Annotated in this window: 11 protein-coding genes and 1 pseudogene; 4 read left to right on the top strand and 8 right to left on the bottom strand. The window is 74.8% G+C overall.

The genetic code is table 11. From position 1 onward, the window contains the following. Window positions 1-24: 24 nt before the first annotated feature. On the top strand, window positions 25-414 hold the full coding sequence (locus tag ACZ6ZI_RS19605; protein ID WP_469522269.1) for a GntR family transcriptional regulator: 390 nt from the start codon (window positions 25-27) through the stop codon (window positions 412-414). On the opposite strand, the gene ACZ6ZI_RS19600 is transcribed toward ACZ6ZI_RS19605, so the two are convergent. The 3 genes and pseudogenes from ACZ6ZI_RS19600 to ACZ6ZI_RS19590 form a co-directional block, all read right to left on the bottom strand. After that, window positions 411-794, bottom strand: a complete 384-nt coding sequence (locus ACZ6ZI_RS19600; protein ID WP_469522265.1) for a ribosomal protein L7/L12 — start codon at window positions 792-794, stop codon at window positions 411-413. The genes ACZ6ZI_RS19605 and ACZ6ZI_RS19600 overlap by 4 nt on opposite strands. 69 nt (window positions 795-863) lie before the next feature. After that, window positions 864-1,695: pseudogene (locus ACZ6ZI_RS19595) on the bottom strand (IS5 family transposase). Window positions 1,696-1,861: 166 nt separating this feature from the next. Beyond that, on the bottom strand, window positions 1,862-2,956 hold the full coding sequence (locus ACZ6ZI_RS19590; RefSeq protein ID WP_469522262.1) for a DUF5925 domain-containing protein: 1,095 nt from the start codon (window positions 2,954-2,956) through the stop codon (window positions 1,862-1,864). A 202-nt stretch (window positions 2,957-3,158) separates the two neighbouring features. On the opposite strand from ACZ6ZI_RS19590, the gene ACZ6ZI_RS19585 reads away from it, so the two are divergent. Continuing rightward, entirely contained in the window at window positions 3,159-3,992 is an 834-nt protein-coding gene (locus ACZ6ZI_RS19585; RefSeq protein ID WP_469522259.1) for an SGNH/GDSL hydrolase family protein, read from the top strand. A 57-nt stretch (window positions 3,993-4,049) separates the two neighbouring features. On the opposite strand, the gene ACZ6ZI_RS19580 is transcribed toward ACZ6ZI_RS19585, so the two are convergent. Next, the gene (locus ACZ6ZI_RS19580; RefSeq protein WP_469522256.1) at window positions 4,050-5,801 is read right to left on the bottom strand and encodes a serine/threonine-protein kinase; all 1,752 of its coding nucleotides are present in this window, start codon (window positions 5,799-5,801) and stop codon (window positions 4,050-4,052) included. A 269-nt stretch (window positions 5,802-6,070) separates the two neighbouring features. Between ACZ6ZI_RS19580 and ACZ6ZI_RS19575 the strand changes: the two genes are divergently transcribed. Beyond that, the gene (locus ACZ6ZI_RS19575; protein ID WP_249765348.1) at window positions 6,071-6,340 is read left to right on the top strand and encodes a hypothetical protein; all 270 of its coding nucleotides are present in this window, start codon (window positions 6,071-6,073) and stop codon (window positions 6,338-6,340) included. 124 nt (window positions 6,341-6,464) lie between these two features. Here ACZ6ZI_RS19575 and ACZ6ZI_RS19570 read toward each other — a convergent pair whose 3' ends face one another. From ACZ6ZI_RS19570 to ACZ6ZI_RS19560, 3 genes are all read right to left on the bottom strand, one after another. Continuing rightward, entirely contained in the window at window positions 6,465-7,667 is a 1,203-nt protein-coding gene (locus ACZ6ZI_RS19570; protein ID WP_469522252.1) for a CaiB/BaiF CoA transferase family protein, read from the bottom strand. A gap of 100 nt (window positions 7,668-7,767) precedes the next feature. Beyond that, on the bottom strand, window positions 7,768-8,556 hold the full coding sequence (locus tag ACZ6ZI_RS19565) for an ABC transporter permease (RefSeq protein ID WP_469522247.1): 789 nt from the start codon (window positions 8,554-8,556) through the stop codon (window positions 7,768-7,770). After that, complete coding sequence (locus ACZ6ZI_RS19560) at window positions 8,553-9,566, bottom strand: ATP-binding cassette domain-containing protein (RefSeq protein WP_469522244.1); 1,014 nt, start codon at window positions 9,564-9,566, stop codon at window positions 8,553-8,555. The genes ACZ6ZI_RS19565 and ACZ6ZI_RS19560 overlap by 4 nt, the downstream gene beginning before the upstream one ends. 107 nt (window positions 9,567-9,673) lie before the next feature. Between ACZ6ZI_RS19560 and ACZ6ZI_RS19555 the strand changes: the two genes are divergently transcribed. Further along, a complete protein-coding gene (locus tag ACZ6ZI_RS19555) occupies window positions 9,674-10,411 on the top strand; it encodes a TetR/AcrR family transcriptional regulator (RefSeq protein ID WP_469522241.1) in 738 nt (245 codons plus the stop codon). A 170-nt stretch (window positions 10,412-10,581) separates the two neighbouring features. Here the strand turns inward: ACZ6ZI_RS19555 and ACZ6ZI_RS19550 are convergent, their stop codons facing one another. Further along, entirely contained in the window at window positions 10,582-11,712 is a 1,131-nt protein-coding gene (locus ACZ6ZI_RS19550; RefSeq protein ID WP_469522453.1) for a type ISP restriction/modification enzyme, read from the bottom strand. Window positions 11,713-11,836: the final 124 nt, after the last annotated feature.

Genomic DNA, 11,836 nt, shown 5'->3' with positions numbered 1-11,836 from the left:
GGCCCGTGGGGGAGAATCGGCCCCGTGACCTCGACCACGACACCGCTGAAGATCCGCATCGACGACTCGGCCGGCGCCCCGGCCCCGTACGAGCAGCTGCGCGCGCAGATCGCGGACCGCGCCCGTTCGGGCAGGCTCCCCGTCGGCTTCAAACTGCCCACGGTGCGCGGGCTGGCGCAGGAGCTGGGGTTGGCCGCGAACACGGTCGCCAAGGCCTACCGGGCGTTGGAGGAGGACGGGGTCGTCGAGACGCGGGGGCGCAACGGCACCTTCGTCGCGGCGGGGGAGGGCTCCTCGCGGGAGGCCGCCTCGGCCGCCCAGGCGTACGCGGAGCGGGCGCACCGGCTGGGCCTGACGCGGGAGGAGGCCCTGGCGGCGGCCGACGCCGCACTGCGGGCCCGCTACGACCGCTAGAGCATGTCTCTCGGATCTGGCTGTGAGTTCGTAAGCAGTGGCCGTACCCAGTCCGTTGCCGGTGGACAACTCGCCCGACAGGTGTCGGGAGGCCATGGCCCACTACACGGCGCTGGGTCGAGCGGGCCGGCCACTCGCGGGATGATGCGGTCGCACCAGTCGCAGAGCACTGTCGCGTGGGCACCCGCGGCCTCAAGGACACCGGCCGCGTCATGGGCGGCTTCGAGCCAGTCGGGTTCAGTGATCGTTACGGGCGCACGGTCCAGCAGGCGCTTGCTGTTCCAGAGGCTGAGGCCGGTGACCGTTCGGATCGCACGGATCGCCTCCGTTTTGCGGTCTCCCGACCCTGTCAGCAGGACTCGGAATCCTGGCTCTTCCACACACCCTCCCCGGCGGTCTCAAGCTTTCCAGCAAGTGAAACATCCCGCGGTGGAATGCCATGGGACGGGCTATCGCCGGGCCCAGACAAGGATGGCGGCGAGGTGGAGCGCGGCCTGGTAGGCGATGGCAAGTTTGTCCGTTCGCATGGCCAGGCCGCGCCACTGCTTGAACCGGTTGATACATCGCTCGACCGCGTTGTGTTGCTTGTATGCCTCGGCATCGAAGGAGGGCGGGCGACCGCCGGTGCGGCCTCGCCTCAGACGGTGACCGATCTGGTCGGACGGCTGAGGAATCACAGCCCGGATCCCGCGGCGACGGAGATGCTTGCGGATCTCGCCCGGGATGAATACGCGCGGTCCGCCAGGACGGCCTCCGGCCGAGTCCTGGGTCTCCCGGGACCGGTACGCGGAACACGGATGCTAGCCATGGTGGTCTCGAAGGCTGGCGCGTCACCCGCCTGGCCTCCGGTGACGCGGAGAGCCAGAGGCCGTGCACGGCTGTCGCGGGCGAGGTGAACCTTGGTGCTCAGGCCGCCGCAGGACCGTCCGAGCGCATGGTCGTCAGGTTCGGCCCGGCCCGGCGCCCCCTTTTCCTGGCGCCGGCGGCGTGCTGGTGGGCGCGGCGGACGGTGGAGTCCACCGAAACGGTCCAGCCGATGTCGTCAGCGTCGTCTGCTGCTGTCAGGAGCGCAGTCAGGATCCGTTCCCAGGTGCCGTCGACGGCCCACCTGATCAGTCGCTTGTGAGCGGTCTGAAACGGGCCCAGTTCGTCGGGCAGGTCCCGCCAGGGCGAGCATGTTCGGTACTTCCACGCGATGGCCTCAAGAGTGCGGCGGTGGTCGGCCCACCGCCGACCACGGACCGGATCGGCCGGCAGCAGAGGCTCGATCCGATCCCACATCGCATCAGTGATCACTAAGCGGATAGACACATCCGATCAACTGACCAACCGATCAAAGGGACATGCTCTAGCCCGGGAGGCGCCGGGCCCGCACGCCGGGCCCGCACGCCGGGCCTGCACGCCGGGCCCGCGCACTGGGCCCGCGCACCGGGCCCGCGCGGCGGCCTCAGAGGTAGAGGCCGGCCTCCGAGGTGGGTTGCGCGGGCAGTACCGCCGCCGGGCCGGTACCCCGGCGCAGGGCGAACAGTTCGGCCAGCGTCGCTCCCTCGCGGGAGATCCCCTCGTCGGTGCCGAGCCAGTCCACCGCCTCCCGGTGGGTCAGCCGGCCGACCTCGACGCGGGCCAGGCAGCGCCCCGGCCGCACCACGGCCGGGTGGAGCCGTTCCAGGTCCTCGTTGGTGGTGACGCCGACGAGGACGTTGCGGCCCTGGCCCAGCAGGCCGTCCGTCAGGTTCAGCAGCCGGGACAGCGCCTGGCCGGCGGTGTGCCGGGCCTCGCCGCGGATCAGCTCGTCGCAGTCCTCCAGGAGCAGCAGCCGCCAGCGCCCCTTGGCGGTGCCCTCGTCCTCGCCGATCGCGATGTCCATGAGGTAGCCGACGTCGTTGAACAGCCGCTCCGGGTCCAGGACGCAGTCCACCTGGCACCAGTCCCGCCAGGACCGGGCCAGCGTGCGCAGCGCGGAGGTCTTGCCGGTGCCCGGCGGACCGTGCAGCAGGAGCAGCCGGCCGGCGATGTCGTCCGGGGTGACCTTCATCAGCCGGTCCATCGCCGTCGCCACGGGCGCGGTGTAGTTGGGCCGCACCTCCGCCCAGGTGCCGGCCGAGATCTGCCGGGTCGTGCGGTGGGGGCCGCGGCGCGGGGAGACGTACCAGAAGCCCATCGTGACGTTGTCGGGCTGGGGTTCGGGCTCGTCCTCGGCCCCTTCGGTGGCCGCGCGGAGCACCCGTGAGGCCACCTCGTCGCTGACGGCGGTGACCGTCACGTCGGCGCCGCGGCTCCAACGGGAGACGAGCAGCGTCCAGTCCGGGCCCTCGGCGAGGGTGGCGCTGCGGTCGGTGTCCCGGGCCGAGCGGAGCACCTGCGCGGCGGGCGGCAGCAGGGTCGCCTCGGCCTTCACCCGTTCGATCGTCACGCTCTGGGAGTACGGCTGTTCCCCGGACGCGAAACGTCCGAGGAACAAGGCGTCGACGACGTCCGACGGTGAGTCGCTGTCGTCGACGTTCAGCCGGATCGGCAGCGCTTCCTGCGGGTCTGCTGGCATGGCGCCCATGATCCGGCACGAACCGGCCTCCCGCACCTGTGTTTCGCCGGATCGAGTGTCCGAATTCCCTCTTCAAACACAGCGGGAGTGAAGGTTCGGCCGGCATCCCCACCCCGAACATTCTTGGCATGGACACTTCCAGCCAAGCCCGGCTGCTTGTACCACGGACTCAGGAGTAACCCCCCACAAGGAGCCGCACCCCATGAGTCGGAAACCCTCGCGCCTCGCCTCCCTCACCTCCCTCGCCACCACCCTGGCCCTCGCTGCCGGCGCCGCCCTCCTCGGCGCCGGCCAGGCCGCCGCCGCCCAGGCGGACTTCGGCTACGTCGCCCTCGGCGACTCGTACTCCTCCGGCCTCGGCGCCGGCGCCTACGACGGCGGGAGCGGCGACTGCAAGCGCACCTCCCGCGCCTACCCCGCCCTGTGGGCCGCGGCCCACGCCCCGCAGTCCTTCGCCTTCACCGCCTGCTCGGGCGCCCGCACGGGCGACGTCCTGTCGGGCCAGCTCGCCCCCCTCAACAGCGGCACCGACCTCGTCAGCATCACCATCGGCGGCAACGACGCCGGATTCTCCGACGTCATGACGACCTGTGTGCTCCAGTCCGAGTCCACCTGCGTCAACCGCGTCAACCAGGCCAAGGCGTACGTCGACTCCACCCTCCCCGGCAAGCTCGACCAGGTCTACAACGCCATCCGCGGCCGGGCCCCCGGCGCCAAGGTCGTCGTCCTCGGCTACCCCCGCTTCTACAAGCTGGGCGGGAACTGCGTCGCCGGCCTGAGCGAGGGCGAACGCTCGGCCATCAACGGCGCGGCCGACCACCTCAACGCCGCCGTCGCGCAACGCGCCGGTGCCCACGGCTTCACCTTCGCCTCCGTGGTAGGCACCTTCACCGGGCACGAGATCTGCTCGGGCAACGCGTGGCTGCACAGCGTCAACTGGGGCAACATCGGCGAGTCCTACCACCCCACCGCCGCCGGCCAGTCCGGCGGCTACCTGCCGGTGCTCAACTCCAAGACGCAGGCCGTCCGCAAGTAGGCAATCAGTGAGGCGGCCGGGCCGTGCGCGCCCGCGCCACCCGTCCGTCGCGGCGCCTCAGGGCGCGGCCGCGGCGGACGGGGGCCCGGACGTCACGTCCACCGGCTCGATCGGTCCCGAAGGTCCCGGGCTGCCGGGCGAGGGGCCGGGGGAGCCGGTGGAACCGGGGGAGGGCGTCCCGGGCGTCGGGGTCTCCTCCCGGCAGGTCATCGTGAACTCCAGCCACGGCGAGGCGGCCTCCGCCGGCGAGCGCACCTCCAACCGGACCGCGTCCCGCAGCGTCCCACCCGCCCGGGCGCCCGGCTCGGTGTGCCCGACCTGGCGGCTCCTCGGCCCGTCCGCCTCGTATGTGAGGCTCTGCCAGGGCGTCCGCGCGTCCGGGGTCGACGCCGTGCGCGTGATCCAGCGGTACTCCACGACGGCGGGCGTACGGTCCACCTCCACCGTCCCGGCGAAGGCCGGCGAGGAGGCCTCGGGCGCGGGGCAGGCGCCGTCGTAGGACCGGCGCAAGGCGTAGGCGTACGCGTACGTCCTCGGCGCGGGTCCCGAAGGCGAGGCCGAAGCGGACGACGAGGCCGACGGGGACGATCCCGAAGCGGGCGGGGAGGCGGCCGGGGGAGGCGCCGGGGCCGACGGCGACGGGCCCGTGCCGCCCGCGCCGCCCCGGTCGTCCGTGTCACCGGGGGTGTCCCGAAGCAACAGCCACCCCAGCAGGACCACCGCCACCAGCAGCACCACGATCCCGACGGTCAGCACCCACCCGGCCGCCCCCTGCCGCTCCTCCTCCGCGGGTCCCGGCCCGTAGGTGGGAACCGGCACGGTCGGGGCGCCGTACGGTCCCGCCGCAGCCGTCGGCGCACCCGCACCCGCACCCGCACCCACGCCCGCACCCGCGCCGGCCGCACCCGCCGCGCCCGGCCCGTGCGCCAGGGACGCGGTGGGCCCCGACACGGGGCCGCCCGCATCCCGTACGGCCCCGCCGGCGCCGACGACGCGCAGCATCCGGGAGGCCTCCGCCGCGTCGAGCCGGGCCCCGGGGTCCTTGCGCAGCAGCCCCTCCAGCACCGGCGCCAGCGCTCCGGCACGGCGCGGCGGCGGCAACTCCCCCTCCACGACCGCCCGCAGGGTGGCGAGCGGCGTGTCCCGCCGGAACGGCGAGAACCCCTCGACGGCCGCGTACAGGGTCACCCCGAGCGACCACAGGTCCGACTCCGGCCCCGGATCGCGCCCCAACGCCCGCTCCGGAGCCATGAACTCGGGGGAGCCGAGCAACTCCCCGGTCATCGTGAGCGGGGAGGAGCCCGCCAGGCCGGCGATCCCGAAGTCGCCCAGCACCACCCGCCCGTCGTTGGCGACCAGGACGTTCGCGGGCTTCACGTCCCGGTGCAGCACGCCCGACCCGTGCGCGGAGCGCAGCGCGGCGAGCACCTGCTCCCCGGTGTGCGCGGCCCGCCGCGGGTCCATCGGCCCCTCGGCCTCCAGCACCTCCGCCAGGGAGAGCCCGCGCACCAGCTCCATCACGATCCAGGGCCGGCCGTCCTCGCTCGCCACGTCGTAGACCGTGACCACGCCCCGGTGGGAGACCCGGGCCGCCGCCCACGCCTCGCGCTCCAGCCGACGGTAGGTGCGCTCCACCCCGGCCGCGTCCAGCCCGGCGGGCGCCCGAACCTCCTTGACGGCGACCTCCCGACCCAGCACCTCGTCCCGGGCCCGCCAGACCACCCCCATGCCGCCCCGCCCCAGCGGACCCAGCAGCCGGTACCGGCCGGCCACGACACGCGCGGCGTCCGCGCCCTCGAATCCGTTCACGCGAACCCCCAAGCGTCACCGGGCGATCACTCCAAGTTAGCGCAGAGCGCGCCGGTCGGCCCCCGTCGTGACGACACTCTCCGGAACGCGCCCGAGCGGCCCCCCAAGTCGCCCAAATGATGCGGAGAGTGACGGTCGACTCCAGTGAGTAATCGTCAACTACCCGTAACTACAGGGGTAATTCACACCACCGGGATACCCGAGTGTGACGCGGGGGCGATAGGGTTACCCTGCCCGGGCCGGGTGCCCTCGTACGGGTGGGGAGAGACATGGAACAGATAACAATGCGCAGCAGGCCGCCCCGCGTGCCTGCCATCACCTGCGGCAGCAGCGCGACCAGCTCGCGCCTCGACCGCCACCTCGCCGTGCTGGGCGGTCCCGCCGTCCCGCGCCACGAGGTCGCCGAGGCGACCCTGCTGATGCGTGAGCTCACCTCCCGCGACCACACGCACGTCCAGCGGAGCCGGAGCGCGCGCGTCGCGCTCTTCGCCCCGTTGCGCAGGCTGCGGCGCACGCTCTTCGGCAGCCGCCGCTCGTAACTGCCCCGTCGCGGCCGGTCCCCGGTCGCCCCAGGCCCGTCCTTCGGCCCCGTGTCCCCTTCTCCCGGCTCTTCCCGGCGTCCGGTGGGGATCCCGTCCCGGGATCCCCCGACGCCCACCCGGCTCAGGCGATCACACCGTCCCGACGCAGTGCCTCGATCCGCGCACCCGACATCCCCAGGGAGCGCAGCAGGGCGTCGGTGTGCTCACCGAGCGCCGGCACCGCGCCCATCCGCGGCTCCTCACCGCCCGGTAGTACGACCGGCGGGAGCAGCGCCCGCAACGGCCCCACCGGCGAATCCACCGTCCGCCAGCGCCCGCGCGCCTCCAACTGCGGGTGCGCGGCGAGCTGCGCCACCGAGTTCAGCCGCGCGCACGCGATCCCGGCCGCCTCCAACCGCTCGACCGCCTCGTCCGCGCCGAGCCGCCCCAACGCCCGCGCCACCACCGCGTCCGTCGCCTCGCGGCCCCGGGTGCGGGCCGCGTTCGTCGCGTACGCCGGATCCTCCGCCAGCTCGGGGCGGCCCAACACCTCCCGGGCCAGCCGCCGCCACTCCCGGTCGTTCTGCACCGACAGCAGCACCCGGTCGCCGTCGGCCGTCGCGTAGGCGTCGTAGGGAACGATCACCGCGTGCGCGAGACCGGTCCGCGGCGGCTGCTCCCCTCCGTGCACGGTGTGGTGCAACGGATGCCCCATCCACTCGGCGAGCGAGTCCAGCATGGAGACCTCCACCGGCCCGCCGCGCCCCGTCGTCGCCCGCCGCAACAAGGCGGCGAGCACCCCCGAGAAGGCGTACATGGCCGCCGCGATGTCGGCGGCCGGGATGCCCGCCTTCACGGGGCTCTCGGGGGTGCCGGTCACCGAGACCAGGCCCGCCTCGCACTGGACGAGCATGTCGTAGGCCCGCTTGTGGGCGTACGGGCCCTCGGCCCCGTAACCCGAGACGTCGACGGCGACCAGGCGCGGGTGGCGGGCGCACAGCGTGGCGGCGTCGAGGCCGAGCCGGGCGGCGGCCCCCTGGGCGAGGTTCTGGACGAACACGTCGGCCCCGTCGAGCAGCGCGTGCAGCGCGTCGAGGCCGCGCGGGTCCTTCAGGTCGAGCGCCAGGGACTCCTTGCCGCGGTTCGCCCAGACGAAGTGCGAGGCCAACCCGTTGGCGGCGGTGTCGTAGGCGCGCGCGAAATCACCGCCGTCGGGACGCTCGACCTTGATCACCCGGGCGCCGAGGTCGGCCAACTGCCGGGTGGCGAAGGGGGCGGAGACCGCCTGTTCGACGGAGACGACGGTGATCCCGTCCAGGGGCAGCGGTGCGGGCATCGGTTCCATGGCACCGATCACTACCGGCCGGGCGGCGGGCGCGTCAACGCCGGCCGGGGGGCCCGCCTCCCGGCCGGGGCGGCCCGGCCCCCCGGCCGTGACGTCGGCCTCAGCCCCGGCCGCGGGCGAAGCGGCGCGTGGCCAGGGGGGCGAACACCGCGATGAGCAGCAGCGACCACAGCAGCGCCCCGGCCACCGGATGCGCGACGGGCCAGGCGGCGCCGGCCTGGACCGCGCCGCCGGTGTTGCCGCACAGCTCCCGTACGGCCGTGGCCACCGCGCTGATCGGGTTCCACTCGGCGACGGCGCGCAGCCCCGACGGCAGCCCGGCGGTCGGCAGGTAGGCGCAGGAGAGCATCGGCAGGACGAAGGTGGCGCCGCCCAACTGCCCGGCCGACTCCTCGTTCGGGACCGACAGCCCCAGGAAGGTGCCGACCCAGGCGGTGGCGAAGCGGAACAGCAGCAGCACCCCGAACGCCCCCAGTGCGCCGGACGGTCCGTTCTCGATCCGCCATCCCATGGCGAGCCCGACGAGCATCAGCGGCACCATCGACACGGCCGTCGTCAGCAGGTCGGCGGCGATCTGCCCGAGCGGTACGGCGGCCCGGCTCATCGGCAGCGTGCGGAAGCGGTCCGTCACTCCCCGGTGGGCGTCCTGCGCGGCGGTGAACAGGCCGGTCATCAGGCCGTTGGCGGCGGTCGCGGCGAGCAGTCCCGGCACCAGGAACTCGCGGTAGTCGGCGGCGGGCATGGCGAGCGCGCTGCCGAAGACGTAGCCGAAGAACAACAGCATCGTGATCGGCATGGTCTGGGTGAGGAGGGGCAACGCCGGGGCGTGCCGGGCCTTCTGGAGCTGTCGGGTCAGGACGGCGCCGCCGTCCGCGAGCAGGGTGCTCATGCCGCGTCCTCCCGGTGGGTGGGGGTGTCGGTGGGCGCGCCGGTGGGCGGGGTCGTGCGGGTCGGGCCCGGCGCGGCGGCGCCGGTGAGGCGCAGGAACACCTCGTCGAGGGTGGGCGGGCGCAGGCTCGCGTCGGTCACGGGCACCCCGGCGGCGTCCAGCGCGCGGACCAGGCGGGGCAGCGTGAGCCCCGGGTCCGCCACGCTCACCCCGACGCCGAGCCGCTCCTCGTCGAGGGTGGGCGCGGCGCCGGTGAGCCGGTCGAGGACGGCGGCCGCGGCGCCGAGTTCCTCGGCCCGGGTGACGGTGACCCGGGCGTGCGAGCCGATCCGGGCCTTGAGCGCGGTCGGGCTGTCGGAGGCGACGGCCCGGCCCCGGTCGACGACCACGACCTCGTCGGCGAGCCGGTCGGCCTCCTCCAGGTACTGGGTGGTGAGCAGCACGGTCGTGCCCTCGTCGGCCAGTTCCCGCACCGCCGTCCAGATGTGTTCGCGGGCCGCCGGGTCCAGACCGGTGGTGGGCTCGTCCAGGAACAGCACCCGGGGGTGGGCGATCAGTCCGGCGGCGAGGTCGAGGCGGCGGCGCATGCCGCCGGAGAGGGTGGACGCCGTCCGGTCGGCGGCCCCGGCGAGGCCGAAGCGCTCCAGCAGGCCGTCGGCCCGGTCCCGGCCGGGGCGGCCGCGCAGCCCGGCGAGGCGGGCGAACAGCCGGAGGTTCTCCCGGCCGGTCAGGTCCCCGTCGACGGAGGCGTACTGGCCGGTGACGCCGATGGCGCGGCGTACGGCGTCCGGGGCGCGGGTGACGTCGTGGCCCGCGACGAGCGCGCGGCCGGCGGTGGGCGTGGTGAGGGTGGTGAGGATCCGTACGGCGGTGGTCTTGCCGGCGCCGTTGGGCCCCAGCAGCCCGCACACGCTTCCCGCGGGCACCGCCAGGTCCAGCCCCCGCAGGGCGTGCACCGCGCCGTAGCGCTTCTCCAGGCCCTCACTAAGTACAGCGTACGTAGTCGTCATGAGGCGCACCCTACCGCACTACGTACGGTGTACGTAACTAAGATGGTGCTCGCAGCGACCGGACGACAGCGACCGGCGACATCAGGTGAGGCGAGGTGAGGTGAGCGATGACCGCCGGAGGGCGCCCCGCTGAACCCGAGGTGATCTGGGCCCGGCCGCAACGGGCCGGCCGCGGGCCCAGGCCCGCGCACAGCCGCGAGTCCATCGCCGCCGAGGCGGTGCGGATCGCCGACGCGGAGGGGATCGACGCCGTCTCCATGCGGCGCGTGGCGGCCGGCATCGGCGCCGGGACGATGTCCCTGTACAACTACGTGCCGCGCAAGGAGGACCTGTACGAGCTGATGGTCGACGCGGTCAGCGCCGAGTACGAACTGCCCCCGCCCACCGGGCGGTGGCGCGCCGACCTGCTCGGACTCGCCCGGCAGACGCGGTCGCTGATGCACCGCCACCCCTGGCTGCCCCGACTGCTCAGCCCCGTCCACGGCTTCAGCCCGCACGCCCTGCGCTACCTGGAGCACAGCCTGACCTGCCTCGCGCCGCTGGACGCGACGGGGGGCGAGAAGCTGGAGCTGATCGCCTCCGTCAACGGCATGGTGGCGACCTTCGTCGCCAACGAGCTGGCCCTCGCCGAGCGGGCCCGCGCACTGCCCTGGAGCGAGGACGCCGAGCAGGAGGCGCGGATGGGCTGGCTCGCCTCGCGGCTGGCGACGGGCGAGTACCCCGGACTCGCGGCGGCGCTCGCCGAGGGCGTCGCCGGCGCCGTCCCGGGGCTGGACATGGCCCAGGCCTTCGACCGCTCGGTGTCCCGCCTGTTGAACGCCTGGGACCCGACCCCGACGGCCTGAGGAGCGCGAACCGCCGCCGGGGCGCGCCCGGGTCGGGTTGCCTCCGCGTCGGCCTGCCCCCGGTCGGGGGTGTCGGGCGCGGAGGGCCGGGTGCCACCGGACCGCCGGGGGCGCGCCGCGCGGGCGGTGGCGTGACCGCGTCGCGGGACCGTCCGGCGCGCGCGGCGCGGCTACAGCAGGGCGAACTGTCCGCCCGGGCCCTCCTCCTGGTGGTCCAGGACCGACGCGGGCCGCCGGCTCCAGCGCGGCGGCGGCAGCACCCCGGCCGCCGCCAGTCCGTCCCGCGGCAGCGGCGGCCCGGGGGTGAACGCGGCCCGCTCCGGAGCCAGGTCGCCGAGCAGCGCGAGGGTGGTGACCAGCGCCGTCAGCTCCGAGGTCCAGGCCTGCGGCCACCGCGCGGGCCCGAGCGCCTCCAACCCCGGCTCCGCCCCTTCCGGGGCCCGCCGGTGCGCGCTGCGCGCGGCCAGCCAGGCCTCCAGCACCCGCACCCCCTGCACCTCGTACTCCCAGGCCCCCGCCGGGACGGGGGAGACGGTCCCGTCGCCGAGCGAGAGCGTCTCGGTCTCCGGGTCGTACGCGAGCTCCCGGGGCCAGGCGGTGAGCGCCGAGCGGACGTAGGGCCGCCGCCCGCCCGGCAGCCGGGGCGGCTCCCCGCCGCGCGCCCCGCGCAGCTGGACGGTCAGCAGTCGGTGTCCCAGCTCCAGCCCGGCCCGCCAGCGCTCCGGATCGGCGGCGAGCGGCACCTCGTACCCCCGCGGCCCGGGGCGCCCGGCGGCGAGGATCCAGCACAGGACGTCCTCGGGGGTCACCCAGCCCCCGTACCGGGAACCCAGCAGGGGCAACAGGCCCGGCGCGAGGTTCGGCTCGGCCCCGCCCGGCCGGCGGTGCAGCGGGCGGATCCGTGCGGGGCGGCCCACGGGCAGGTGCGCGGTGACCAGCGGTTCCGGGGTCTCGACCAGGAACACCTGATGGCCGTCGCGCACCCGCCACAGCTCCGGGCGGGCGGAGTCGATCAGCCGCTGGTCGGGCAGCAGCCACTGCTCGTCGAAGGGGGCGCGCAGCACCCGTACGGGCTCGGGGAAGGGGCCCGGATCGTCGGTGAACCGGGTCGTCGCCGAACGCTGCCCCGGCAGGGCGGCCGCGCCGGAGGTGGGCTTGCGGGACCGGCTCGGCCGGAACAGCCGCTCCCGTTCCGCTCCTTCGGCCGCGGTCAGCTTCGTCCAGCGGGCGCGCAGGGTGGCGGGATCGGGTGCCACGACCCAGTCCCGGCCCAGGCGCGGGCCGTCCACGGCCCAGGGCATCAGCTCGTCCAGCAGCGGTGCGTCAGCGCTCACCCGGCAGATGGTAGCGACGGGGCGCGGGGCCCGCCCCGGGGTCGGGCCGTGTCCCGGCCGAAGGGTTACGCTCCTTTTGTATGGATCCGTG

Source organism: Streptomyces sp. NPDC103540 (genome assembly GCF_055584445.1).
This window is presented reverse-complemented; position numbering and strand designations above follow the sequence as displayed.